General features: G+C 63.3%; 30 protein-coding genes and 1 tRNA gene. 24 read left to right on the top strand and 7 right to left on the bottom strand.

The window, feature by feature from the left end:
* Positions 1-60: 60 nt before the first annotated feature.
* The 13 genes from NKH03_RS21650 (at position 61) to NKH03_RS21590 (ending at position 10,212) form a co-directional block, all read left to right on the top strand.
* Complete coding sequence (locus NKH03_RS21650; RefSeq protein ID WP_352970426.1) at positions 61-699, top strand: hypothetical protein; 639 nt, start codon at positions 61-63, stop codon at positions 697-699.
* 163 nt (positions 700-862) lie between these two features.
* The gene (nrdR, locus tag NKH03_RS21645) at positions 863-1,342 is read left to right on the top strand and encodes a transcriptional regulator NrdR (RefSeq protein WP_256750776.1); all 480 of its coding nucleotides are present in this window, start codon (positions 863-865) and stop codon (positions 1,340-1,342) included.
* Between the two features lie 2 nt (positions 1,343-1,344).
* Complete coding sequence (gene ribD / locus NKH03_RS21640; protein ID WP_352870524.1) at positions 1,345-2,460, top strand: bifunctional diaminohydroxyphosphoribosylaminopyrimidine deaminase/5-amino-6-(5-phosphoribosylamino)uracil reductase RibD; 1,116 nt, start codon at positions 1,345-1,347, stop codon at positions 2,458-2,460.
* Positions 2,460-3,077: a riboflavin synthase gene (locus NKH03_RS21635; protein ID WP_352970424.1), complete on the top strand. Its 618-nt coding sequence runs from the start codon at positions 2,460-2,462 to the stop codon at positions 3,075-3,077. The genes ribD and NKH03_RS21635 overlap by 1 nt, the downstream gene beginning before the upstream one ends.
* 76 nt (positions 3,078-3,153) lie before the next feature.
* Complete coding sequence (locus NKH03_RS21630; RefSeq protein WP_013532247.1) at positions 3,154-3,414, top strand: CopG family ribbon-helix-helix protein; 261 nt, start codon at positions 3,154-3,156, stop codon at positions 3,412-3,414.
* Entirely contained in the window at positions 3,414-3,689 is a 276-nt protein-coding gene (locus NKH03_RS21625; protein ID WP_352881748.1) for a type II toxin-antitoxin system RelE/ParE family toxin, read from the top strand. The genes NKH03_RS21630 and NKH03_RS21625 overlap by 1 nt, the downstream gene beginning before the upstream one ends.
* A gap of 81 nt (positions 3,690-3,770) precedes the next feature.
* Positions 3,771-4,265 carry a 6,7-dimethyl-8-ribityllumazine synthase gene (gene ribH / locus NKH03_RS21620; RefSeq protein ID WP_352881749.1) on the top strand — a complete coding sequence of 165 codons (495 nt, stop codon included), beginning with the start codon at positions 3,771-3,773 and terminating at the stop codon, positions 4,263-4,265.
* Positions 4,262-4,762, top strand: coding sequence for a transcription antitermination factor NusB (gene nusB, locus NKH03_RS21615; RefSeq protein ID WP_023798402.1), 501 nt, complete (start codon positions 4,262-4,264; stop codon positions 4,760-4,762). Before ribH ends, nusB begins: the two co-directional genes overlap by 4 nt.
* The gene (locus tag NKH03_RS21610) at positions 4,759-5,985 is read left to right on the top strand and encodes an MFS transporter (protein WP_352970423.1); all 1,227 of its coding nucleotides are present in this window, start codon (positions 4,759-4,761) and stop codon (positions 5,983-5,985) included. The genes nusB and NKH03_RS21610 overlap by 4 nt, the downstream gene beginning before the upstream one ends.
* 154 nt (positions 5,986-6,139) lie before the next feature.
* On the top strand, positions 6,140-7,051 hold the full coding sequence (gene osmF / locus NKH03_RS21605; protein WP_352970421.1) for a glycine betaine ABC transporter substrate-binding protein OsmF: 912 nt from the start codon (positions 6,140-6,142) through the stop codon (positions 7,049-7,051).
* Positions 7,052-7,367: 316 nt separating this feature from the next.
* On the top strand, positions 7,368-8,531 hold the full coding sequence (locus NKH03_RS21600) for an ABC transporter permease (protein ID WP_352970420.1): 1,164 nt from the start codon (positions 7,368-7,370) through the stop codon (positions 8,529-8,531).
* A complete protein-coding gene (locus NKH03_RS21595; RefSeq protein ID WP_352870532.1) occupies positions 8,528-9,466 on the top strand; it encodes an ABC transporter ATP-binding protein in 939 nt (312 codons plus the stop codon). The genes NKH03_RS21600 and NKH03_RS21595 overlap by 4 nt, the downstream gene beginning before the upstream one ends.
* Positions 9,463-10,212: an ABC transporter permease gene (locus NKH03_RS21590; RefSeq protein WP_352970418.1), complete on the top strand. Its 750-nt coding sequence runs from the start codon at positions 9,463-9,465 to the stop codon at positions 10,210-10,212. The genes NKH03_RS21595 and NKH03_RS21590 overlap by 4 nt, the downstream gene beginning before the upstream one ends.
* 38 nt (positions 10,213-10,250) lie before the next feature.
* On the opposite strand, the gene NKH03_RS21585 is transcribed toward NKH03_RS21590, so the two are convergent.
* Together NKH03_RS21585 and NKH03_RS21580 are read right to left on the bottom strand one after the other, a co-directional pair.
* Positions 10,251-10,424 carry a type II toxin-antitoxin system HicA family toxin gene (locus tag NKH03_RS21585; protein WP_352970415.1) on the bottom strand — a complete coding sequence of 58 codons (174 nt, stop codon included), beginning with the start codon at positions 10,422-10,424 and terminating at the stop codon, positions 10,251-10,253.
* A complete protein-coding gene (locus NKH03_RS21580; protein WP_352970412.1) occupies positions 10,388-10,624 on the bottom strand; it encodes a type II toxin-antitoxin system HicB family antitoxin in 237 nt (78 codons plus the stop codon). Before NKH03_RS21580 ends, NKH03_RS21585 begins: the two co-directional genes overlap by 37 nt.
* Before the next feature lie 361 nt (positions 10,625-10,985).
* Here NKH03_RS21580 and NKH03_RS21575 point away from each other — a divergent pair, with 361 nt between their 5' ends.
* Positions 10,986-13,127 carry a sodium-translocating pyrophosphatase gene (locus NKH03_RS21575; protein ID WP_352970409.1) on the top strand — a complete coding sequence of 714 codons (2,142 nt, stop codon included), beginning with the start codon at positions 10,986-10,988 and terminating at the stop codon, positions 13,125-13,127.
* A 264-nt stretch (positions 13,128-13,391) separates the two neighbouring features.
* On the opposite strand, the gene NKH03_RS21570 is transcribed toward NKH03_RS21575, so the two are convergent.
* Positions 13,392-13,907, bottom strand: coding sequence for an outer membrane protein assembly factor BamE (locus NKH03_RS21570; protein WP_352870537.1), 516 nt, complete (start codon positions 13,905-13,907; stop codon positions 13,392-13,394).
* A 114-nt stretch (positions 13,908-14,021) separates the two neighbouring features.
* On the opposite strand from NKH03_RS21570, the gene NKH03_RS21565 reads away from it, so the two are divergent.
* From NKH03_RS21565 to NKH03_RS21520, 10 genes are all read left to right on the top strand, one after another.
* Positions 14,022-14,570, top strand: a complete 549-nt coding sequence (locus NKH03_RS21565) for a ubiquinol-cytochrome C chaperone family protein (RefSeq protein ID WP_352970406.1) — start codon at positions 14,022-14,024, stop codon at positions 14,568-14,570.
* Positions 14,567-15,115, top strand: coding sequence for a YceD family protein (locus tag NKH03_RS21560; protein WP_352970403.1), 549 nt, complete (start codon positions 14,567-14,569; stop codon positions 15,113-15,115). Before NKH03_RS21565 ends, NKH03_RS21560 begins: the two co-directional genes overlap by 4 nt.
* Positions 15,116-15,229: 114 nt before the next feature.
* Positions 15,230-16,300, top strand: a complete 1,071-nt coding sequence (plsX, locus tag NKH03_RS21555) for a phosphate acyltransferase PlsX (RefSeq protein WP_352870540.1) — start codon at positions 15,230-15,232, stop codon at positions 16,298-16,300.
* Between the two features lie 9 nt (positions 16,301-16,309).
* Complete coding sequence (locus tag NKH03_RS21550; RefSeq protein WP_352970400.1) at positions 16,310-17,281, top strand: beta-ketoacyl-ACP synthase III; 972 nt, start codon at positions 16,310-16,312, stop codon at positions 17,279-17,281.
* Between the two features lie 103 nt (positions 17,282-17,384).
* Positions 17,385-17,708, top strand: coding sequence for an integration host factor subunit alpha (locus NKH03_RS21545; RefSeq protein WP_023759885.1), 324 nt, complete (start codon positions 17,385-17,387; stop codon positions 17,706-17,708).
* Between the two features lie 124 nt (positions 17,709-17,832).
* Positions 17,833-18,372 (top strand): MerR family transcriptional regulator, encoded by a 540-nt coding sequence (locus NKH03_RS21540; RefSeq protein WP_352870542.1) that lies wholly within the window; start codon positions 17,833-17,835, stop codon positions 18,370-18,372.
* A gap of 92 nt (positions 18,373-18,464) precedes the next feature.
* Positions 18,465-18,767, top strand: coding sequence for a hypothetical protein (locus NKH03_RS21535; protein ID WP_352970398.1), 303 nt, complete (start codon positions 18,465-18,467; stop codon positions 18,765-18,767).
* A 237-nt stretch (positions 18,768-19,004) separates the two neighbouring features.
* The gene (locus NKH03_RS21530) at positions 19,005-19,289 is read left to right on the top strand and encodes a helix-turn-helix domain-containing protein (RefSeq protein WP_352970395.1); all 285 of its coding nucleotides are present in this window, start codon (positions 19,005-19,007) and stop codon (positions 19,287-19,289) included.
* A gap of 164 nt (positions 19,290-19,453) precedes the next feature.
* On the top strand, positions 19,454-19,984 hold the full coding sequence (locus NKH03_RS21525; protein ID WP_352970392.1) for a YbaK/EbsC family protein: 531 nt from the start codon (positions 19,454-19,456) through the stop codon (positions 19,982-19,984).
* Positions 19,975-20,051 (top strand) — tRNA-Pro (locus NKH03_RS21520). The genes NKH03_RS21525 and NKH03_RS21520 overlap by 10 nt, the downstream gene beginning before the upstream one ends.
* Before the next feature lie 74 nt (positions 20,052-20,125).
* Here NKH03_RS21520 and NKH03_RS21515 read toward each other — a convergent pair.
* The 4 genes from NKH03_RS21515 to NKH03_RS21500 all read right to left on the bottom strand — a co-directional run bounded on the left by NKH03_RS21515 (position 20,126) and on the right by NKH03_RS21500 (position 24,706).
* On the bottom strand, positions 20,126-21,376 hold the full coding sequence (locus NKH03_RS21515) for an O-antigen ligase family protein (protein WP_352970390.1): 1,251 nt from the start codon (positions 21,374-21,376) through the stop codon (positions 20,126-20,128).
* Entirely contained in the window at positions 21,373-22,908 is a 1,536-nt protein-coding gene (locus NKH03_RS21510; RefSeq protein WP_352870550.1) for an undecaprenyl-phosphate glucose phosphotransferase, read from the bottom strand. Before NKH03_RS21510 ends, NKH03_RS21515 begins: the two co-directional genes overlap by 4 nt.
* 95 nt (positions 22,909-23,003) lie before the next feature.
* A complete protein-coding gene (locus NKH03_RS21505) occupies positions 23,004-24,134 on the bottom strand; it encodes a glycosyltransferase family 4 protein (RefSeq protein WP_352970387.1) in 1,131 nt (376 codons plus the stop codon).
* Between the two features lie 8 nt (positions 24,135-24,142).
* Positions 24,143-24,706 carry a polysaccharide biosynthesis/export family protein gene (locus NKH03_RS21500; protein WP_352870552.1) on the bottom strand — a complete coding sequence of 188 codons (564 nt, stop codon included), beginning with the start codon at positions 24,704-24,706 and terminating at the stop codon, positions 24,143-24,145.
* Positions 24,707-24,855 lie beyond the last annotated feature (149 nt).

The following is a 24,855-nucleotide window of genomic DNA, read 5'->3' as shown; positions in this document are numbered from 1 at the left end:
TCGTCTTGCCGCCACGACGAGCGCCTGGCGGCAAGGCCGGTGCGCCCGACAGGAGCCTTGATGATACGAATTGTTCGTCTCGCCGACCTTGCCGTCGCTGGCGTTCTGGCCGCCTTGATGGCCTTGCCGCTCTCCGCCATCGCCTTGGCGCAAACCGCACCCGCGCAACCCGCACGTCCTCAGGCCGCGCCCGCTTCGCCGGCCCAGGCGGCACCCAAGCTCGAAACCTTCGGCAGGTGGTCGACCCTGGTCGACGAGGTCGACACCGGTGAGGATCTCCGCAAGACCTGCGCGGCATCAACCGCCTTTGTCGGCGCTGGCGGCGAGAGCGGCACTCTGACACTCATCATCACGAACGGCGATGCACTGCCGCCGGATGCCTACCCATCCATAACCATCTCCGTCGACAACAAGGCCTTGCCGACCGGCAAGTCGGTCGCCGCCGCTTTCGGCGATGACAAGGGCCGCGTCGCCGCAAAGCTCCATTCCGATGGTGCCGTGAACGGCCGGCTCAGCTGGACCGTGGACAACCAGGCCAAGACCAGCCTGGCGCTCTTGCGCGTCATGCGGCGGGCATCGGCGCTTGACGTTTCCTTTGGCGACGCGCCGGTTGGAAGCATATCCATGGACGGCTTCACCAAGGCCTATCGCAGCCTCGGCGTATCGTGCGGGTTCCCGACCGCCGACGTCGCGCCCTGACGGCATCGGAACGCAGTCCGGCTGCTTGGCGAGGCTGGCAATCTTGCTCGCGCCTCGCTATTTCTCTGGCTGAGGGGCGAGGGGCGGATGCAGATACTTTGCCATCGCTGCAAAAACCTCTAAGCCTTTCGCTTCACCGGATTCGCCAACCAAAGGCTTCTCAATGCGCTGTCCCTATTGCCAGTCAGAAGATACGCAGGTGAAGGATTCGCGCCCCGCCGAGGATGGCGCGGCGATCCGCAGGCGGCGCGTCTGCCCCGATTGCGGCGGCCGCTTCACCACCTTCGAGCGCGTGCAGTTGCGCGACCTCGTGGTGGTCAAGAAATCGGGCCGCAAAGTGCCGTTCGACCGCGACAAGCTGCTGCGCTCGGTGGAGATCGCCGTGCGCAAGCGCAATGTCGATCCCGAGCGCATCGACCGCGCGGTGACCGGCATCGTGCGCCAGCTCGAAAGTTCCGGCGAGACGGAGGTTGCTTCGGGGGAAGTCGGCCGACTGGTCATGGAAGCGCTGAAGTCGCTCGACGATGTCGCCTATGTCCGCTTCGCCTCGGTCTACCGCAATTTTCGCGAGGCCAAGGATTTCCACGAATTGCTGGGCGAGCTCAAGGGAGACGAAGTCAAAGGCGAAGAGGACGCCAGCTAAGCATGACTGCAAGCGAACAGGCCGCCCTTGATCGCCGGTTCATGGCGGCGGCGCTCCGCCTTTCACGGAAGAATGCCGGGCGCACCTCGACCAACCCGTCAGTCGGCACGCTGATCGTGCGCGATGACGGCAACGGCCCGATGATCGTCGGCACCGGCGTCACCGCTGTCGGCGGCCGCCCGCATGCCGAGACCGAGGCCCTGGCCGAGGCCGGCGCGCTCGCGCGTGGTGCTACCGCCTATGTCACGCTGGAACCTTGCGCCCATCATGGCCGCACGCCGCCTTGCGCCAATGCGCTGGTCAATGCCGGCGTCGCGCGCGTTGTCGGTGCGGCCAGCGATCCCGATCCGCGCGTGTCCGGCAATGGCTACGCAATCCTGCGTGCCGCCGGTGTCGAGGTGGTCGAGAAGGTGTTGGCGGCGGAAGCGGCCGAGCAGATGGCCGGCTATTTGATCCGATCATTGAGAAAACGCCCAGAAGTGATTCTCAAGCTTGCGCTTTCCAGCGACGGCAAGATCGGCCGGGAAGGCGAGGGGCAGGTGTCGATCACCGGCGATATCGCGCGCCGCGAGGTGTATCTGATGCGGGCCGAGGCGGACGGCATACTGGTCGGCATCGGCACAGCCCTTGAGGACGATCCGGCCCTGACGGTACGCTTGCCGGGGCTGGAGAACCGCTCGCCGGCGCGCATCGTGCTCGACCGCCAGATCAGGTTGCCGGAGACCTCGAAGCTGGTTTCGGGCGTCGACCGGGTGCCGCTCTATGTCGCCGCTTCCCTGGAGGCCGATCCGCTGCGGCGCGCAGCACTCGAACGCGCCGGCGTGCGCTTCATCGGCACTGAAACACATGAGGGCGGCGTCGCACTGCCGGAACTGCTCGAGGATCTGGCCGCGCTCGGCTTGGCAAGCGTGCTGGTCGAGGGCGGCGCCAAGGTGGCTAGCGCCTTCCTCGCCGATGGGCTGGTCGACCGCATCGTGCTGTTCCAGGGGCCGGAAGCGATCGGCGATGACGGCATTGCATCGCCGATCGACGTTGACCATATCCCGGCAGGTTTTCGCAAGCTTCGCGACATGCGTTTCGGCGAGGACAGCTACGCCGAGTGGATAAGGGATATCTGATGTTTACCGGGATTGTCAGCGATGTCGGCACTGTCGCTTCCGTCAAGCCGCTCAGGGAAGGGGTGGGGTTGCGCATCGACACCGCCTATGACCCCGACACCATCGCCATCGGCGCCTCGATCTCCTGCGGCGGTGTCTGCCTGACGGTCACGGGCTTGCCCCACAGTGGCTCGAATGCACGCTGGTTCGAGGTCGAGGCCTGGGAAGAGGCGCTAAGGCTGACGACGGCGATGGGCTGGAAGTCGGGCACGCGGATCAATCTGGAGCGGGCGCTGAAGATCGGCGACGAACTCGGCGGTCACATCGTTTCGGGCCATGTCGACGGCATGGCCGAGATCATCGAGCGCAAGGATGAGGGCGACGCCGTGCGCTTCACGCTTGAGGCGCCGCGCGACCTGGCGAAGTTCATTGCGCCCAAGGGCTCCGTCGCGCTCGACGGCACCTCGCTCACCGTCAACAAGGTGCAAGGCACGCGCTTCGACGTGCTTCTGATCCACCATTCGCTGACCGTGACCACCTGGGGCGAGCGCAAGGTCGGCGATCGCGTCAATCTTGAGATCGACACCATGGCACGCTATGCGGCGCGGCTCGTGGAGGCCGCGAAAGAGGGCCTTTGAGTGCTTGTCGGCCTGAACCTTTACCTCGACTTAATCAGTTTTAATCGCTATGATTAAATCTGACTGTGAGGCTCAGATGGATACAAAAGTAATCACCGCTCACGTTCCGCTGCCGCTAGCAGAAAAGGTAGATCAGCTGGCTGCTCGCCTTGAGCGTCCGCGCGGCTGGATCGTCAAACAAGCCCTTTCCGCGTGGGTGGATTTGGAGGAGGAGCGCCGACGGCTCACGCTTGAAGCAATGGCCGATGTCGACGCAGGACGGGTCATCGACCACCAGGCCGTGCAGGCGTGGGCTGAGAGTCTTGGTACCGACAAGCCACTGCCGGTGCCTCGTTGATGGAGTTGAAATGGACCAACAAGGCTCTATCCGACTTGGTCCGGCTCCATGATTTTCTCGCGCCAGCAAATGGCCCGGCGGCCGCACGTGCCGTACAGTCGCTTACTGCCGCGCCGGCACGGTTAGTTGAGTATCCGCGCATCGGTGAGAGACTGGAAGAGTTCGAGCCACGAGAAGTGCGCCGCATTTTGGTAGGCAGCTACGAAATTCGCTATGAGATACAGAACACCACAATTTCTGTGTTGCGCCTGTGGCATACGCGAGAGGATCGATAGGGCGGGCGTTCATCCCGCAATCTTCCGCTTGCGGTCAACCCGGCTTCGGCCTAAGTCACCGGCAACCCCCCGGAGACTTTTATGGCTGGCACATCCCAACACGGCAAAGCGTTTATCCGTCCGAAGAAGAAAGCCCGCGTTCTGATCATCGAAGCGCGCTTTCACGACGGCCTTGCCGACGCGCTGCTCGATGGCGCGACGAGCGCGCTCGATGAAGCGGGCGCGACCTATGATGTTGTCACCGTTCCAGGTTCGCTCGAGATTCCCGCGGTGATTACCTTCGCGCTGGACGGCGCGACTGAAGGCGGTCCAAATTATGACGGCTTCGTTGCGCTTGGCACCATCATCCGCGGCGACACCTATCATTTCGACATTGTCGCCAATGAATCCAGCCGCGCGCTCATGGACCTGACCGTGCAGGATTCGGTCTGCATCGGCAACGGCATCCTCACCACCGAGAACGACGCACAGGCGTGGACGCGGGCCAAGCGCTCGGAGGGCGATAAGGGTGGCTTTGCCGCGCGTGCGGCGCTGACCATGATCGCCCTCAAAGAACAACTGGGAGCGCGATCGTGAGCGAACCCGCTTCGCCCGGCCAGCCCGCGGTGCGCCACGCCAACAAGCGCGGTGCTGCCCGTCTGGCCGCCGTGCAGGCGCTTTATCAGATGGATGTCGCCGGCAGCGGCGTCTTCGAGATCACCGCCGAATACGAGGCCTTTCGTCTCGGCAAGGAAGTCGACGGCGCGCTCTACCGCGAGGCCGATGCGCAATGGTTTCGCGCCATTCTGGCGGGTGTCGTCGAAAACCAGAAGACCATCGATCCCATCATCCGCCAGGCGCTGACCGAGGACTGGCCGCTGTCGCGGCTCGATTCGACGCTTCGCGCCATCCTGCGTGCCGGCGTCTACGAGTTGATGAAGCGCGAGGATGTTCCCGTCGCCGTCATCGTCTCCGAATATGTCGACATCGCCAAGGCCTTCTACGAGGAAGACGAGCCGAAGCTGGTCAATGCCGTGCTCGACCGTGTGTCACGCCGTGTGCGTGGCGAGGGGCGCGGCAAGGACGCATCATGACGGCAATTGCCGTCGAGGCAGGCAAGGAGGCGCGTCGCACCGCGCTGATCCTCGCCGCCTCGCAGGCGATCATCGGCTCGGCGGCCCCTATCGCCATCTCCATGGGCGCGCTGGCCGGGCAATATCTGCTTGGTCCCGACAAATCGCTGGCGACGGCACCGATCACCGGCTTCAACGTCGGCGTGGCGCTCGGCGCGCTGCCCGCGGCGGCCATCATCCGCGGCATGGGCCAGCGCGGCGGCTTCATGATCGGCACGATCGTCACGGCGCTTGGCGGCCTGATCGCCACGTTGGCACTTTTTCAAGGCAGCTTCTGGCTGTTTGCCTTTGGCTTGCTCACGATCGGGGTCGGTGGCGCTTTCGTCCAGCAGTTCCGCTTCGCCGCCGCAGACAACGCGCCGTCGGAATTCAAGGCGCGCGCCATCTCCTTCGTGCTGGCCGGCGGCATCGTCACCGCCATCCTCGGGCCGCAGATCGTCATCTTCACCCGCGAATTGTTGGCGCCGGTGATGTTTGCCGGTGCATTCATTTCCATCCTGCCGCTGGCCGCGGTCGGTGCCATCATCCTGTCGTTCCTGCGGCTGCCGACGAAGACATCCGGCAAGGTGGCGATCACCGACAGCGACGCCAGGCCATTGGCCGAAATCGTCACGCAGCCGCGTTTCATCGCCGCGCTTTTCTGCGCGGTCGGCAGCTACGCGCTGATGAGCTTCGTCATGACCGGCGCACCGCTGGCCATGGTCGGCTGCGGCCTGTCGGAGACCGACGCGACGCTCGGGATCTCCTGGCACGTCATGGCGATGTTCGCGCCGAGTTTCTTCACCGGCTCGCTGATCCATCGCTTCGGCGCGGAGCGCATCGTGGCGACCGGCCTGATCCTGCTCATCGGCTGCGCCATTGTCGCTCTGTCAGGCCTGGCGCTGTGGCAATTCTGGACGTCGCTGATCCTGCTCGGCCTTGGCTGGAATTTTGGCTTCATCGGCGCCACGGCGATGGTGTCGGCCAGCTACCGGCCGTCGGAAAAGGGCAAGGTGCAAGGCTTCCACGACTTCGTGCTGTTCGGCTCCGTCGCCTGCGCTTCGCTGATGTCGGGGATGGTTTACAACGCCTGGGGTTGGGAAATGCTGAACTGGGTGATATTCCCGGTCACCGTTCTGTGCTTCGTGGCGCTCGGTGCGCTCAAGCTGACGGGCTTGCGCAAGCCAGCGCTTGATCGCGCTTGACCTGACACGATGCTGTCAGGATGACTTCGGTCGAAGCCCCGGCCGGCGAACAAAATTATTGCGCTGATCCCCATTCTTATGAAACCGTATGCCCCGACGGGCCGTCGAAGCCATGCGGCCACCGCATTCCGGTTCACAGTAAGGGATTTTCACAATGTTCTCAGTCAAGCTTCTGGCCGGCGCGGCATTGGCGCTCGGCGTAACAGTGGCTTCCGCCAGTGCCCAGGTGGTTGTCTCCTCGAAGATCGACACCGAGGGCGGCGTGCTCGGCAACATCATCCAGCTGGTGCTCAACGCCAACAACATCAAGACATCGGACCGCATCCAGCTCGGCGGCACGCCGGTGGTGCGCAAGGCGATCATCGCCGGTGAGATCGATATCTATCCCGAATACACCGGCAACGCCGCCTTCTTCTTCGAGAAGGCCGACGACCCGGCTTGGAAAGATGCCGCCAAGGCCTATGAGACGGCCAAGAAGCTCGACTACGACGCCAACAAGATCGTCTGGCTGTCGCCGTCGCCCGCCAACAACACTTGGGCGATCGCGCTGCGCAAGGAAGTCGCCGAGACCAACAAGCTCGCCACGCTTTCAGACTTCGGCAAATATGTCGCGGGCGGCGGCCAGGTGGTGCTGGCGGCTTCCGCCGAGTTCGTCAATTCGGCGGCCGCACTTCCAGCGTTCCAGACCACCTATGGCTTCACATTGAAGCCGGACCAGTTGATCACGCTCTCCGGCGGCGACACCGCGGCGACCATCGCCGCCGCCGCCAACCAGACCAGCGGCGCCAACGCGGCCATGGTTTATGGCACCGATGGCGGCATCGCGCCGTCCGGGCTTGTCGTGCTCGACGATGACAAGGGCGTACAGCCGGTCTACCAGCCGGCGCCGATCATCCGAGAAGCGGTGCTGAAGGAACATCCCGAGATCGAGACGCTGCTGAAGCCTGTCTTCGCCAAGCTCGACCTCGTCACGCTGCAGGAGCTGAACGGGCGCGTGCAAGTCGGCGGCGAGCCGGTCAAGGGCGTCGCCGAAGACTTCCTGAAGAAGAACGGGTTTTTAAAGTAGTCACCGCGTAGCTCATCGTGACATTGGTGCAAGGCACCCCCCTCTGGACGCTGCTGATCTCCCCCCTTGCGGGGGAGATGTCCGGCAGGACAGAGGGGGGTGCTGTCCCGCCGACCTCTCGACCCGTCAAAGGTGAGTGCCTTGACAGGGTTGCTTCTGAACAGGCCGACACTCGAAAGTTGGCGATCCTTCACACCCCCCTCTGGCCTGCCGGCCATCTCCCCCGCAAGGGGGGAGATCGGATGTCGCGTCGACGTTCGCCAATCCCCAGAGAGAGCTGCGAGATGTGGCAAATCGCTCTTCATGAGGGGCAGTCATGAACCCGCGCTTCGACAAGCTCGGCGTGGTCATTGCCGCGATATCAGCCTACGCGGCTTTTGCCGCGCCCTTTGCCACGTTCCGCGCCAACCGGATCGTCCCCGGCCAGGCGCGTTCGATTCTCGAGGCGCTGCCGCCAACGACCGGGACGCTGCTGCTCGCCATCATCGTCGCCGCGGGACTTGTCGCGCTGTTCAGGACACCGCTCGCGCTGCGCCTTGCGGCCAGCGCGGTGACGCTTGCCGCGCTCGTGCTGCTGATCGGCGTTGCCGGCACATTTCTCACGCCGGCGGGCAACACCTTTGCAAGAATTTCGCCGGCCTCCGGTTTCTGGATTCTCATCTTTGCTTTCACGCTTTTGCTCGCCGACGTGCTGACACGGCTGACCCTGTCGCCATTGGCACGGGTTGGCGTGCTCGTGGTCGCGGCTTTGGCGATCGGGCTGCTGTTGATTTCGGGAAGCTGGGACAATCTGTCGATCCTCAAGGAATACGCCAACCGCGCCGACAGTTTCTGGGCCGAAGGCTCCAAGCACGTGACGCTGGCGCTCGGTTCACTGGCTGCCGCGACGATCGTCGGTCTGCCGCTCGGCATTCTCTGCCATCGCGTCGAAAAGCTGCGCGCCGGTGTGCTCAACGTGCTCAACATCATCCAGACCATTCCCTCGATCGCGCTGTTCGGCCTGCTGATCGCGCCGCTCGGCTGGGTTGCCACGCATGTGCCGGGAGCTGCCGCGCTCGGCATTCGCGGCATCGGCACGGCGCCCGCCTTCGTCGCGCTGTTCCTTTACTCGCTGCTGCCGGTTGTGGCCAACACCGTGGTCGGTCTCGCCGGGGTGCCGCGGGCCGCCAACGACGCGGCGCGCGGTATGGGCATGACCGACCGACAGCGCCTGTTCGGCGTCGAGTTTCCGCTGGCTTTTCCTGTCATCCTCACCGGCATCCGCATCGTTCTGGTGCAGAATATCGGCCTCGCCACCATTGCCGCGCTGATCGGTGGCGGTGGTTTTGGCGTGTTCGTCTTCCAGGGCGTCGGCCAGACGGCAATGGACCTTGTGCTGCTCGGCGCCGTGCCGACGGTGGCACTGGCCTTCGCCGCCGCCATCATCCTCGACGCGGTGATCGAAATGACCGCCACCAAGCGCAGGGTTGAAACGGCATGATCGAGATCGAAGGCATTACCAAGCGCTATGACGCGACGACGGTGGTCGATGATGTCTCGATGGTCATCGAGCCTCGCACCATCGCCGTCATCGTCGGCACCTCCGGTTCCGGCAAGACGACGCTGCTGCGCATGATCAACCGGCTGGTCGAACCGACCTCGGGCATCATCAAGCTCGACGGCGCCGACAATCGTTCGCTGCCCGGCTACGAACTGCGCCGCAGCATCGGCTACGCCATCCAGGGCCACGGCCTGTTTCCGCATCGCACGGTGGCGCAGAACATTGCCACCGTGCCGGTGCTGCTCGGCTGGGACAAGGACCGCATCAAGGCCCGCGTCGACGAACTGATGACACTTTACCAGCTCGATCCCGAAGCCTTCGGACCGCGCTACCCGCACGAACTGTCCGGCGGTCAGCAGCAGCGCGTCGGCGTTGCCCGCGCGCTCGCCGCCGAGCCCAACGTGCTGTTGATGGACGAGCCGTTCGGCGCGCTCGATCCGATCATCCGCACCAAGGCGCAGGAAGATCTGCTGGCGATCCAGCAGCGCTTCGGCACCACCATCATCCTCGTTACCCACGACATGGAAGAGGCCGTGCATATGGGCGACAAGATCGCCGTGATGGATGCCGGCAAGCTTGTGCAATACGCCAAGCCCGCCGAGATCCTGGCGAAGCCGGCAAGCGCCTTCGTCGAAACCCTGGTCGGCGCCAGCGAGAGGCCATTCCGGTTGCTTTCGCTCGGCCGCGTGCGCGACGTCGTGGAGAAGGGCACCGCCGAAGGCGAAGCGATCCCCGGCGATGCCAGCCAGCGCGATGCACTGGCCGAATTGTTGTGGTCGGGCCGGCCGGCGCTGCCGGTCACAGGCGCCGACGGCAAGCCGCTTGGCCGCGTCACGGTCGACGGTCTGGTGAAACGCGCGGCGAGGCCGGCATGAAGGCCTGGCTTCCATCGCTGCTCAGGCTTGCCTTGGTGATGCTGCTCGTTGCCTTCGTCACCAATCCCGGCTGGTTCGAGCCGCTGCTGAAGCCGCTGACAGAGAACAATGCGCCGGTGATCTACAACCAGGGCAGCCTGCTGACCCTGACATTGCTGCATTTGCGCACTGTCCTGATCGCCACCGTGGCCGCGACCATCGTCGCTGTGGCGCTTGCCATCCTGGTCACAAGGCCGGCCGGCGCCGAGTTCCTGCCGCTGTCGCGCAGCCTGGTCAATATCGGCCAGACCTTTCCGCCAGTGGCGGTGCTGGCGCTCGCCGTGCCGGCTGTCGGCTTCGGCGAGAAGCCGACGCTGATCGCGCTGTTTCTCTACGGGCTGCTGCCGATCTTCGAAAATGCACTGACCGGCCTGACGACGCTGCCGGCCAATGTGGTCGAGGCGGCGCGCGGCGCCGGCATGACCGGTTGGCAAAGGCTCACCAAGGTCGAGCTGCCGCTCAGCGCACCGATTATCCTGGGCGGCATCAGGCTGTCGGTGGTGATCAGCCTCGCCACGGCCACCATCGGCTCGACGGTGGCCGCCAGGACGCTCGGCGAAGTGATCATCGCCGGGCTGTTGTCCAATAACCTCGCCTTCATCCTGCAGGGCGGCCTGATCGTGGCGGCCCTTGCCGTGCTGATCTATGACGGTCTGTCGGCGATCGAGCGCTACACGGCACGACGCATGGGCCGTGAGGCTGAGTAATCGGGTTCAGATTTCATCTTCGCCTACTTCCGCCATCCTTAGAAGATGGCGCAAAGGCCAGTCTTGAGCGGCTTATTGCCGTGTATCGGAATCGCGAGACGTACAACGCTTCCCTGCTTTCCGTAGATATGATGGCTTCCGGCGACGCGCAGAAGCTCCCAACCTCGTCGCTCGACTACCCGCGAGGGTTCATTGCCGGAGATGGACTGCAAACAGCGACTTCCACGATCCTGCCGGGTTTCGAAGTCGACGACGACGGAAGGTCGACTGAAAGACAGCCCTCAATGGCTTCGCGCAGATTTGCCAACAGCTCGTCCAGGGTTTCTGCCTGCGTTGCGCACCCTGGAATGGCAGGGACTTCGGCCCAGAATCCACCCTCTTCGGCTTCGTGGACAATAGCCTTGAATTTCATCGCTCAACTCCTGTCTTGGTCCAGAAGATATGCTCGCGATGAGCATTTGCAAAGCAGGGGGATCGTGCGGCCTACTCCGCAGCGTGGGTTTGGATCAGCCCGAGCGTCCTTCCTTGTCGCCGGCAACCAGACGAAATCGTCCTCATTCAATCGATCTAATTCAACAATGACGCCGATGGGAATGCCGCCGCTTTCCACTTTTGGGCGAAAGCCGGGCAAAAACCGAACAATATCTTGACGTTCGCAGCCCTGTTTCGCATACACCGCTGCGAAGAGGCGGATTCCGTGCTCGGAATCCGGTCTTTGTCTCAACGGCCCAGGGAGGGGTTCTTTTGGGCCATCAATCGAGGAAAATCCGGCAATGACAATTATTTCCGCCGTCATCGCCTGCGGCCTGCTTTCAATCCTTTACGCCATCTGGGCGACACGTTCGGTCCTTGCGGCCGATCAGGGCAATGCACGCATGCAGGAAATCTCCGCGGCCATCCGCGAGGGCGCACAAGCCTATTTGGCGCGTCAGTACACCACCATCGCCATCGTTGGCGTCGTCGTCCTCGTGCTCGCCTGGTGGTTGCTGTCCATCACCGCCGCGGTCGGCTTCCTGATCGGCGCGGTGCTTTCGGGCTCCGCCGGCTTCATCGGCATGCATGTCTCCGTTCGCGCCAACGTTCGCACGGCGCAGGCCGCATCAAACAGCCTCGCTGCCGGCCTCGACATCGCTTTCAAGTCGGGCGCCATCACCGGCATGCTGGTTGCTGGCCTGGCCTTGCTCGGCGTGTCGATCTACTACCTTGTCCTGACCCACTTCATGGGCCTTCAGCCCAATGACCGCATCGTCATCGACTCGCTGGTCTCGCTCGGCTTCGGCGCATCGTTGATCTCGATCTTCGCCCGTCTCGGCGGCGGCATCTTCACCAAGGGCGCCGATGTCGGCGGCGATCTCGTCGGCAAGGTCGAAGCCGGTATCCCGGAAGACGATCCGCGCAACCCGGCCACCATCGCCGACAATGTCGGCGACAATGTCGGCGACTGCGCCGGCATGGCCGCCGACCTGTTCGAAACCTATGCGGTGACCGTCGTCGCCACCATGGTTCTCGCCGCCATCTTCTTCGGCGGCACCGCCGTTCTCGGCGCGGCGATGCTCTATCCGCTCGCCATTTGCGGCGCCTGCATCCTGACCTCGATCGTCGGCACCTTCTTCGTCAAGCTCGGCTCGAACGGCTCGATCATGGGTGCGCTCTACAAGGGCCTGATCGTCACCGGCCTGTTGTCCGTCGTCGGTCTCGGCGTCGCTACCTCCGTATGTCTTGGCTGGGGCGAGATCGGCACCGTTTCCGGCATGGTCATCACCGGCAAGAACCTGTTTTTCTGCGGCCTGATCGGCCTCGTGGTGACCGGTCTCATCGTCGTGATCACCGAGTACTACACCGGCACCAACAAGCGCCCGGTGAACTCCATCGCCCAGGCGTCGGTCACCGGTCACGGCACCAACGTCATCCAGGGCCTTGCGGTCTCGCTGGAATCGACGGCACTTCCGGCGATCGTCATCGTCGGCGGCATTATCTCGACCTATCAGCTCGCCGGCCTCTTCGGCACGGCGATCGCCGTCACGACGATGCTCGGCCTTGCCGGCATGATCGTTGCGCTCGACGCCTTCGGCCCGGTCACCGACAATGCCGGCGGCATTGCCGAAATGGCTGGCCTGCCCAAGGAAGTGCGCCACTCCACCGACGCGCTCGACGCGGTCGGCAACACCACCAAGGCGGTTACCAAGGGCTACGCCATCGGTTCGGCCGGTCTCGGCGCACTGGTGCTGTTTGCTGCCTACTCGAACGACCTGAAGTTCTTTGCCGCCAATGGCGACAAATATCCCTACTTCCAGGGCATGGGCGAGATCTCCTTCGACCTCTCCAACCCCTACGTCGTCGCCGGTCTCATCTTCGGCGGCCTGATCCCGTATCTGTTCGGCGGCATCGCCATGACGGCTGTCGGCCGCGCGGCCGGCGCCATCGTCGAGGAGGTGCGCAAGCAGTTCCGCGAGGATCCGGGCATCATGGCCGGCACCTCCAAGCCGAACTACGCCCGCGCGGTCGATCTGCTGACCAAGGCGGCGATCCGGGAAATGATCATCCCGTCGCTGCTGCCGGTGCTGGCGCCGCTCGTCGTCTATTTCGGCGTGCTGCTGATCTCGGGCTCGAAGGCGTCCGCCTTTGCCGCCCTCGGTGCCTCACTGCTGGGCGTCATCGTCAATGGCCTCTTCGTCGCCATCTCGATGACTTCGGGTGGTGGCGCCTGGGACAACGCCAAGAAGTCGTTCGAGGACGGCTTTGTCGACAAGGACGGCGTCAAGCATCTCAAGGGTTCCGAAGCGCACAAGGCTTCGGTGACCGGTGACACGGTCGGCGATCCCTACAAGGACACCGCTGGTCCCGCCGTCAATCCGGCGATCAAGATCACCAACATTGTCGCGCTCTTGCTGCTGGCCGTGCTCGCGCACGGCTGATCGAGGAGCATTGCTCGAAACAAAACCCGCGGGAGCGATCCCGCGGGTTTTGTGTTGAACGATAACGACGCCGATCCTCCAGTGCTTATCTTTGCCCCGTCCAAGCCTGGCTTGCGTTTCGGCTGTCAGCCACGCCAATCTGTTGGCAGGCGTACGACGGCCTCGCCTTGACCGTGGCCATAACAAAAACCCGCAGGATCGCTCCCGCGGGTTTTTGGTCGCCTGAGATGGTGCTGCCCTCCTCGAAGGGAAGGCAGTCTGAGATCAGGGAGTGCCGCCGCCGGGAATGCCGGGGGCCAGCTTGCTGGCGCCGTTGATGATCTGGCTGAGGAAGTTCTGGTCCTTGCCGCCGGTCGGGGTGGTGCGCGAGACGAAGTCGAACATCTTGCCGTCCTTCAGCCCGTAATTGGCGATCTGGGTGACGCGCCCGTCCGCGCCGAAATAGACCGCCAGCACCTTCTGGTCGATGAGCCTCGGCTTGTCGAAGGCGACGTAGCGCTTGCGCGTCTGCGAAATGTAGTAGAACGCCTCATTGTCGAAGGTCGCCGTCGTCGACGGCGTGCCGAGCGCCAGCAGCACCTGCTCGCGGCTGGAGCCGACGGGCACCGAATCGATTGCCTGCTGGTCGATGACGTACCCTTGCGTCAGTGTCTCGCTCGGGCTGAGGTCACCGATCATCTTGTTGGTGTGGCAGGCGGATAGCGCCGAAATGATAACCAGCAGCGAGATCGCGCCGGCGGGCCTGGACGAGAAGGTCGACTTGAAATTCAGCGCGCGCAACAACAACTCCATTAGCTGGCCGCAACTTGCGCTGGGCCGCGAAACCGGTAAACCAGCTTGCTTGCCGATGCAACAAGGCCACTTCAACAAACGGTCCCCAGGAGACCATCCCCAATGTTCCAGCGCTTTTTTGGCCGCGAACGCCACGCCAACCGCGCTATCACCGAGGCGCTTTACGCACAAATCGTGGCGGCGGCGCGGCAGACCGTGTTTTATTCCCATTGGAATGTGCCGGACACGCCGCTTGGCCGTTTCGAGATGCTGTCGCTGCACATGTTCCTGTTCCAGCACCGGTTGCGTGGTGAGGACGGCGTGGCGCAAGAAGTTGCTCAAGTGCTGATCGACGAGTTCTTCCTCGACGTCGACCATTCGCTGCGGGAATTGGGCGTTGGCGATGTCGGCGTACCCAAACGCATGAAAAAGTTGGCAAAGATGTTTTATGGCCGAACCGCCGCCTATGACGATGCGCTGGAAAGAAATGACCGCGAAGGGCTCACCGCGGCCCTTGCCCGCAATGTCCGACCCGACGCCGGCGCCTGGCCGGAAGCGTCGCTGCTGGCCGCGTATGTCACCGACGCTTGCAATCAACTGGCCGCGCAACCGTCAGAATCGATTGTTACCGGCGCGCTGGCGTTTCCCGTCCCAAGGGAGGTTGAACAATGAAGCACGTTGACCCGCAAAGCCCGGTATCCTTCCGCGCAAACGTCACTCGCCTGCCGCAGAAGGGTCTGCCGGTGGTTATCGAGGCCGATGCCGCGCAGCGCGCGGCGCTGGCCGAGGAGCACGGGCTGATTTCGGTCGAATCCTATCGCGCCGAGCTTCTGGTGGCGTCATGGAAGCGCAATGGCGTGAAGATCAGCGGTCGCGTCGAAGCAAACATCACCCAAGCCTGTATCGTCACGCTCGAGCCTGTCGAAGCGCATATCGACGAACCGGTCGAAGCGCTGTTGCTGCCCGAGGACTCCAAGCTTGGACGGCAGGGTTTCGATGGTGGCGGCGAGATACTGCTCGACGCGGAAGGCCCTGACAGTCCCGAAACATTTTCCGGTGACACGATCGATGTCGGGGCACTTGCCGAACAGTACTTCGGACTGGCCATCGACCCCTATCCGCGCAAGCAGGGCGCCTCGCTGAATGCCGGCACCGAGACCGAACCAGCGGAGAATGAATTTCAGCAGAAACTGCGATCCTTGCTGGGAAAATCCTGAAAAGCTCGCCCGCGACGGAAAAGTCGGTTGTGCGGCAGCCCAAAACCGTTATTTTCGCCGAACCTTCGCGGTCGCTGAAGCGACCTGCCCGCATAACCGTGAGATAAATACCGCGTGATCAGGATTTCCATCGATGCCATGGGCGGCGATCACGGACCAGCCGTGGTCATTCCGGCGCTCATGACGGTCGCGACCCGCCGTCCCGACATCCGCTTCGTCATCTACGGCCGTGAGGAGGTCGTGCGCCCGGAACTCGCCAAATTTCCGAAGCTCGCCGAGATCAGCGAGTTCTTCCATTGCGAGGTAGCGGTCAGGATGGACGACAAGCCGAGCCAGGCGCTGCGCCACGGCCGCTGGAAGTCGTCGATGTGGAAGGCCGTGGAAGCGGTCAAGGCCGGCACGGCGGACGCCTGCATTTCCGCCGGCAACACCGGCGCGCTGATGGCGATGTCGAAATTCTGCCTGCGCACCATGGCCACCATCGATCGCCCGGCGATCGCGGCCCTGTGGCCGACATTGCGCGGCGAAAGCGTGGTGCTGGACGTTGGCGCCACGATCGGCGCCGATGCGCACCAGCTGATCGACTTTGCCATTCTGGGCACCGGCATGGCGCGCTCGGTCTTCGGCGTCGCCAGGCCGAGCGTCGGCCTGCTCAATGTCGGAGTCGAGGAGATCAAGGGCCAGGAAGAGGTCAAGGAGGCCGGGCGCATGCTGCGCGAAGCCAACATGGCCTCGATGAACTATCACGGTTTCGTCGAAGGCGATGACATCGGCAAGGGCGTGGTCGACGTTGTCGTCACCGAGGGCTTTGCCGGCAACATCGCGCTGAAGACGGCGGAAGGCACGGTGCGCCAGATCGGTGGCTATCTGCGCGCGGCGATGAGCCGGACGCTGATGGCCAGGATCGGCTACATCTTCGCCAAGGGCGCCTTCGATCGCCTGCGCGAAAAGATGGATGTCGGCCGCTCCAACGGCGGTGTCTTCCTGGGACTGAACGGCATCGTGGTAAAAAGCCATGGTGGTGCCGATTCGGACGGCTTCGCCGCGGCGATCGAGCTTGGCTATGATATGGTGCGCAACAATCTGCTCGACCGCATCGAGGCCGACCTCGACCTGTTCCATGCGCGCAACCCGCATGCCCAGGCAAACAGGAAATCCGACGTCGTTACCGACGCAAAGGAATAGGAAAGAACTTTGATCAGATCAGTCGTGCGCGGCACAGGCGCCGCGCTGCCCCGCCGAATCATGAAGAATGCCGATTTTGAAGGCATGGTCGAGACATCCGACGAGTGGATCGCCCAGCGCACCGGTATTCGCCAGCGCCATATTGCTGGGGATGACGAGACGACGGCTTCGCTCGGTGAGGCGGCCGCGCGCGCAGCACTTGCCGATGCGGGTCTCACGCCCGCCGACCTCGATCTGATCGTGCTGGCGACCTCCACGCCCAACAACACATTCCCGGCCACCGCCGTCGAGATCCAGAACCGGCTCGGCATGCATCACGGGTTTGCCTTCGACCTGCAGGCGGTCTGCTCCGGCTTCGTCTACGCCGTGGCCACGGCCGACCTCTACATCCGCGGCGGCCTGGCCAAGCGCGTCCTGGTCATCGGCTCGGAAACATTCTCGCGCATCCTCGACTGGAGCGACCGCTCGACCTGCGTGCTGTTTGGCGATGGCGCCGGTGCCGTGGTCATGGAAGCAGGCGAGGGGACTGGCGCGATCGCCGACCGTGGCGTCCTGGCGGCCAGCCTGCGCTCCGACGGAGCGCACAAGGACAAGCTTTTCGTCGACGGCGGGCCGTCGACCACGGGCACCGTCGGCCACCTCCGAATGGAGGGCCGCGAAGTCTTCAAGCATGCGGTGGGCATGATCACCGACGTCATCGAAGCGACGTTCTCACAAGCCGGCATATCAGCCGATGACCTCGATTGGTTCGTGCCGCACCAGGCCAATAAACGAATTATTGACGCTTCCGCCAAGAAGCTCGGGATAGCTGAGCAAAAGGTGGTGGTTACGGTCGATTTACACGGTAACACCTCGGCTGCTTCCGTGCCGTTGGCACTTTCGGTGGCCGTCGCCGACGGCCGCATCAAGAAGGGCGATCTCGTGCTTCTGGAGGCCATGGGTGGCGGCTTCACCTGGGGCGCGGTCCTGGTTCGCTGGTAAGTGCCAAACGGTCCGGTTTCGGTCCTTGACCTTGCCGGATCAATTACTTAGGCTCTGCCGTTGTTGTGCCGAATTTTATGTTTTGAGCTGATGGGACGGTCGGATGGGGGGAAAGACACTTACGCGCGCCGACCTTGCCGAGGCGGTTTACCGGAAGGTCGGCCTGTCGCGCACTGAATCGGCCGAGCTCGTCGAAGCGGTGCTGGACGAAATCTGCGAAGCGATCGTCCGTGGCGAGACGGTGAAGCTGTCGTCCTTCGCGACATTCCACGTCCGCTCCAAGAACGAGCGCATCGGCCGCAACCCCAAGACCGGTGAAGAAGTGCCGATCCTGCCGCGCCGGGTGATGACCTTCAAGTCGTCGAATGTCCTGAAGAACCGTATCTTGCGCTCCCACCAAAGCGGCAAGGCCAAAAGCGGCAAGTGACCATTGCGCGGTTGAAAACCGCCGCCGCCATGACGTCGGGCTTGAATATTGCTTCATAAACCGCTGAAATAAGACCCGATTCGGCAGGGTAAGCCGGATCATCGTCCAGCGTGAGGATTCGCCCATGGACAAGAGCCCCGACGCCTTTCGTACCATCAGCGAGGTCGCTGAAGATCTCGATTTGCCGCAGCATGTGCTGCGCTTCTGGGAAACGCGTTTCACCCAGATCAAGCCGATGAAGCGCGGCGGCGGTCGTCGTTACTACAGGCCGCAGGATGTCGAGCTGATCAAGGGCATCCGCCACATGCTCTACGACCAGGGCTACACCATCAAGGGCGTGCAGAAGCTGTTGCGCGAGAACGGCAATCATTTCCTGGTCGCCATCGGCAATGGCGACATGGCCGCCGTCGAGGCGATCTCGCAGCGAAAGCAGGCCGATCAAGTGCCACTGACGCCCGCGGCCCAGCCGCGCGGCATGGACGACGAACTGGTTGGCCAGCCGCGCGTCAAACCCAGTCGCCGCTTTTTCGGCTTGGGCAAGAGCGACGAGGACGGTCCGGTGCAGCCGGACGCGTCGAAACTCTCGCGCGACAATCGCGCGCTGCTGCAGGAGGCGCTGTTCGACCTCCTGGAATGCAAGCGCCTGCTCGACCAGGTGCGCTGACCGCTGCCCGAAGCGATATCGATATTTCGAAAACCGGAACCCGTCTTCCGGTAAGGCGTTACGTTTCCTTCTGCACGTGAAGGAAATACATCATGGCATCATTTTCGACCCTCTCAGACATCGATCTCGACAGGCAGGTCGCGGCTCTCACCAGGGAATTGGCCAGCCTGAAGAAGGCCGTGGCCAGGCGAGGCGGCGATTACTACGAAGATGGTCGCGATGCCGCGCTCGACACCTATTCCGATCTTGCGGGGCGTCTGCGCGATGCCATGCCGGCGATCCGCAAACAGGGCAGGGTGATCGAGAAGTCGGCCCGCGATCATCCGGCGGCGGCCGCCGCGGTCGGCCTTGTGGTGATCGGCCTCGTTGCCAACCTGCTGTTCAGCCGGCGCTGAGGCGTAGGCCCGGTCATTCGGATGCATCCCTGGCGAAACCACTGAGCAAAAAGTTGCTCGGGTGTTCAAAAGAACTTGATGGGGCCGATCTGCGTGAGACGGCCTCACAGGCGCCTGGTTCACGATCCCGTGACGGTCGGTTTGGCTCTTGGCAAATCGCCGGCGAGCGGGCATGTTCCCGATCGTCTCAGGCAGCACTCCACATTTGATCAAACTCTTTCAGTCATGGAGTTGCCAATGCCCCATAATGCAAAAAGCGAAGCCCTCTCCGAACCGGCAGCCAACGGGAACGGGCCTGATCACAGCACCCTCAGAGCGATGCGGGAGACCCGCGGCTACAGCGTGGAAAAGCTTTCCCTGACATGCGGTCTGGCGGTCGACGAGATTGAGGATATCGAGAACGGCAGGGTGACCGATCCGTCGAAGCTGCGTCGTATTGTGTCTGCGCTTCGACTTCCGCAGGAGGCTCCGATTACCCCGGCCGTGCCGACGCCGGCGGGGCAAGGTCGATCCCTGGCATAAATCAGCCCTCAGGCATGCCCGACAACCCGCCAAGGCATCCTTGGCGGGTTTGTTTTTGTCGGGTGCCGCCGTCTCCCTGCCTCGGCCTGGGGCTTGCCGATTTGTGTGTCGCGCGTGTTTATACGCGATGCCGTCCATCAAGTTCTGAACCATGGGTTTTGACGATGAGCCTGGAATCCGTTCGTGCCTTCTTCGCCGCTCACGCACCTGGCATCGATGTCATCGTCACCGAAGCGAGTTCGGCGACGGTGGCGCTGGCGGCCGAGGCGCACGGCGTCCTGCCGGCACAGATCGCCAAGACGATCTGCCTGCGCGTCGGCGACCGCACCATGCTGGTGGTGACCAGCGGCATCGCCAGGCTGGACAACCGCAAGTTCAAGGATCAGTTCGGCGGCAAGCCGCGCATGCTCGACGCCGCGGAAGTTGTCGAGGCGACGAGCCACCCGGTCGGCGGCATCTGCCCGTTTGGCCTTCCGGCGCCGCTGCCGGTCTATTGCGACGTATCGCTGCGCGAGTTCGAAGAGGTGGTGCCTGCAGCCGGCGCCACCAACGCCGCCGTGCGGCTCAGCCCGCGACGCATGGCCGACCTCACCGGCGCCGAATGGATCGATGTCTGCCAAGGTGAGGATGGTCGCCGAATTTTGGTTGACCCGACCGGGGTTATCACGATACATCGCGACCGGTCCGGAGTGTAGCGCAGCCCGGTAGCGCACTTGACTGGGGGTCAAGGGGTCGTCGGTTCGAATCCGGCCACTCCGACCATTTTGAAGCAGGACTTCCCCCGAGTCCGCATCGGCTGGAATCCGGCCAGATCAAATTTCCAATCGATTAGGCCTTTAACTTCTTGCTTGATCCGGCGCAGGCCGCAACAGCCGCTGGTGCCTATATTCCAGCGCGATGGCGCCCCAGATCAGTCCGAGCAGCAGGTAGACGTGGCGCCAGTGGTCGATGTCGATGAAGGTGCCGAGCCCGACATTGCCGATGAAGGCGACATAGGCGCACAACAGATAGGGCTGCCATGGCCGGTCGCGCAGCAGGATGCGGAAGCCGGCTGCTATCGTCCATAAGACAAGCGCGAGGAACGACACGAAGCCGAGCCAGCCATAGTCCATCAGCATCTTCAGCCAGATGTCGTGGGTGTCTTCGCCGAAGATCGTGCCGAACACCAGCGGGCCGATGCCGAATGGATGCTCCATCGCCATCTGGAAGCCGATTGCGTAGCGGGCGAAGCGTCCCAGGCGGGCGGTGTCGTAGCTCTGCTCGAGATGGGCACGGTTGGAGAACATCTCCGACACGCCGGGCAGCTGCAGGATGACGATCATGGCGACGACCAGCAGCGCCAGCGCGGCGATCGTCATCACCACCACGCGTAGCCGGAACATGCCGCTGGCGCTCTGCAGGAACAGGCAGCCGGTGAGCAGGACAGCCGAGACGGCGAACATGCCCCAGGCGCCGCGCGAGAAAGAGAAGAAGATGCCGGCGGTGATGATCAGCAGCGGCACCGCCAGCAGCGGCATGCGCGAGACAGGCCCGGTCAGGAGCAGGTAGAGCAGATAGATGCCGGGCAGCACCAGGAACGGGCCGAATACGTTCGGGTCCTGGAAGGCGCCGGCGGCACGGTCGTATTTGGTGAACATCTCCGCGCCCGGAAAGGCGTGGAAGTAGCCTGCAATGCCAAGCAGCGAGGTCGCCACGGCAGAAGCCACGTAGGCAATGAAGATCAATCGGTAGAGGCTCGGCCGCACAGCGGTGATCGATGCGAAGAACACCGCGCTGAAGGCAAGAAACAGCGATACGGCGAGATAGAGCGGCGTATTGGCGAGGTCCGCCATCTGCGTCATCGCCATCATGCCGCCGATGTTCATCGTCACCAGCAGCACCAGGAGCGGCGTGGCCGCGCGGGAAATCCTCAAGCCGAAAAGCGCCCAGATGGCGATCAGCCCGGCCATGTAGAGTTCATAGGGCGCCGGCTCGCTGATGACGAAGCCGGACAGCAGAATGCCGAGGAAGACCGCGCATGAGGAAATCAGCGCGATCAGCTTGGCGTTGACCGCCGCGCGCGGCAAATCATGGCTGATCGCGCTCAATAGGCGTTTTCCGTGTTGAGCAGCCGGATCGGCGTCAGGAACAGGATGCGCAAGTCGAACAGCAGCGACCAGTTCTCGATGTAGTAGAGGTCGTACTCCGTCCGCATGCGGATCTTCTCGTTGGTGTCCATCTCGCCGCGCCAGCCATTGATCTGCGCCCAGCCGGTGACGCCGGGCTTGACCTTGTGGCGTGCGAAATAGCCGTCGACCACCTCGTTGTAGAGCAGGTTGTGTGACTGCGCGGCGATGGCATGCGGGCGCGGGCCGACCAGCGACAGCGAACCCAGCAGCGAGTTGAAGAACTGCGGCAACTCGTCGATCGAGGTCTTGCGGATGAAGCGGCCGACGCGGGTGACGCGCGGGTCGTTCTTGGTCACCGTCTGCTTGGCGGTCGGGTCGGCCTTGTCCGTATACATCGAACGGAACTTGTAGACCTCGATGGTCTCGTTGTTGAAGCCGTGCCGCTTCTGATGGAACAGCACCGGCCCCTTGCTGTCGAGCTTGATGGCGATGGCGGTCGCCAGCATCACCGGCGAGAACACGACGATGCCGATGAGGCTGAAGACGATGTCGAAGGCGCGCTTGGCGACCGAATCCCAGTCGTTGATCGGCTTGTCGAAGATATCGAGCATCGGCACCGAGCCGATGTAGGAATAGGCGCGCGGGCGAAACTGCAGTGCGTTGGAATGCGCCGACAGCCGGATGTCGACCGGCAGCACCCACAGTTTTTTCAGTAACTGCAACACACGCGATTCGGCCGTCAGCGGCAGCGACACGATCAGCATGTCGATGCGTGCGATGCGGGCGAACTCGATCAGTTCCGAAATGGTGCCGAGCTTGGGATAGCCGGCGACGATGGGCGGCGAGCGCTTGTCGCCGCGATCGTCGAATATGCCGCAGATGCGGATATCGTTGTAGGGCTGCTTTTCGACGGAGCGGATGAGGATTTCCGCCGCCTTGCCGCCGCCGACGATGACGGCGCGCCGCTCCATGCGGCCATCGCGCGCCCAGCGCCGGATCAGCTTCGACATCACCAGCCTGAGGCCGAAGATGAGAACGAAACCGATGACGAACCAGGTGCCGAACAGAAGGCGCGAATAGTCCTGCGACATCTTCATGGCGAACGCGGTCAAAGCCATCAGCGCGAAGGCACCAGCCCAGGCCAGCAGCACGCGGCCGAAATTGGCGATGGGCCGCATCAGGGCGACGATCTGGTAACAGTCGGTGACGTCGAGCAGCACCACGGCAAGGAACGACGCGGCGGCGATCGTCAGCGGATACTGCCAGGCGAGATAGTTGAAGAACCCGACATAGTGGAAATAGACGGCGAGCCCGGACAGCAGCAGCAAGCCGAATTCGACCATGCGCAGGACGCCGCTGACCATGATCGGCGACATGGTATCGCGCCTGTACTGCGTGGCGACCTGGCGGGCGACATCGTTCATGCCGCTTGGCATGTCGCCATCGGCCGGGCCGTCGAATTTACGCACCGCCTCTGCTGAAAAGCGGCGCGCTGGGTCGATCTCGTTCATGGGGGCTTTCCGCAAGCTTCCCTTCGGTGAATAGCAAAAGAGAGCTAAGAAACCCTTGAAACAACCCGTGGCTTTGAAACGGCTTGACCTTGCGGCTATCTGTCTAGCGCGGCGAAGTAGGCCTTCTCGATGTTGGCGGCCATCACATCGGCGCCGAAGCGCGCCTTGAGGTCGGCGCCATCGGGCATCAGGTCGCTATAGGCAGCGGGGTCGGTCAGCGCCTGGCTCATCTTGTCGGCAAGCTCGACCGGGTCGGGCCGGATCAGGGCAGGGGAACCGGTGCCGAATATCTCCGGAATGCCGCCGACCGCGGTGGCGATCATCGGCTTTCCCGCGGCTAGCGTTTCCAGGACGATATAGGGCATGGCTTCGGCGCGCGAGGGAACGATGACGAGCGCCGCCAGTGCAAAGGCCTCCCTGGCCGGCATCGGCGGCAGGAAGCGGACATGGCGCTCGAGCCCGAGGCGTTTCACTCGCACGTGGTAACGCGGCAGGTCGTCGCCGTCGCCGACCATGACTGCGGTCAGCGCGCGGCCGAACTGGGGGCCGGCCAGCGCCAGTGCATCGATGAAGATGTCCGGCCCCTTCAGGTCGCGCATCATGCCGATATAGAGCAGATCGGCTGCGTCTGGCTCGGCGATCACCGGCTCGAATTCGGTGGCGCGCAGGCCGTTATAGACCAGGGTGTTGGGAATGGGCGGTTCGCCGACCTTCCTGCGGTAGGTTTGCCGTTCATAGTCGGAGACAAACAGCAGGCAGTCGGTGAAGCGAGCCATGAAGCGCTCGAGCGCGAAGAACAGCTTTCCGGTGGTCGTGTTCTCGTCGTAGTGGAGAGAGCCGCCATGCGGCGAATAAAGGCGGGCTACGCGAGACCTTGATACCCGCAACAATGAGCCGAACAGACGGGCATAGGCGCCACCCTTGGCGCCGTGCCCGTGCAATATGTCCGGCCGCAATTCCTTGATGATCCTGTAGGTGCGCCAGGCCGAGGCAAGGTCGCCCGGGCCGACATGGCGCTGCATCGGCGTGCGGTGGATGCCGAGCGCCAGCATGTCCTTCATCTGCTCGAACAGACGCTCCTCGAACGCGCCGCCCGTCGTCGAATCGCAAACGATGCCGACGGAATGCCCGGCGGCTACCTGCGCCTCGGTCAGGTCGCGCACATGCCGGAATATTCCCCCGACGGGTGAGCGAAAGCAGTGGACGATCCTGAGTGTGTCCGCCACGTGGTTCGTCAGAACAGGCGTTCGCGGACGTAGACGGTATCGCCGGGCAGCAGCGGGTCGGAGGTGACCACGCGGCCGGTCATCACCTTGCCGTTGATGTCGCGGGTGATGTCGACGCTTTCCTGGTTGGCACGCGGCGAGAAACCACCGGCAATGGCGATGGCCTTCTGCACCGTCAGGCCGGGGACATAGGAATATTGGCCGGCCGCACCCACTTCGCCCATGACGAAGATCGGCCGGTAGCGGTCGATCTCGACCGAAACGTCTGGATCGCGCAGATAGCCTTGCCGCAATTTGTCGGCGATTTGCTTTTCCATCTGCTGTGCGGTGTGGCCGCGCGCCGGAATGGCGCCGACAAGCGGGAAGGAGAGGTAGCCGGATTGGTCGACGCTGTAGGTGTTGGTCAGGCCGTCCTGCTCGAACACGGTGACGCGGACGCGGTCGCCGGCGCCAAGACGATAGGGCTGATCGAGCACCTCATGGAAGGCTGCCGGCGTCGGCCGGTAGCTGGAACAGCCGGCGAGCATCGATACGGCAAGCAGCGCGCGAAACAGGGAAGCAGTGCTTTTCATGACCGGATAGGTACCTTCGACTGGTCGCCGCAACGTCGCAGCAACTCTAGGGATCGAGGTCCGTTATCATCCTGTTAGGGTTAATGGCCGGTAAAGGGGGCGGCCGACGGACGGCGCATCGGCAAGAGTTTTACGATTTCTGGCGGTTT

Source organism: Mesorhizobium sp. M1406, from assembly GCF_040317555.1.
GTDB lineage: Bacteria > Pseudomonadota > Alphaproteobacteria > Rhizobiales > Rhizobiaceae > Mesorhizobium.
The sequence above is the reverse complement of the archived record's forward strand: the minus strand, read 5'-3'. Positions and strand labels throughout refer to the sequence as shown.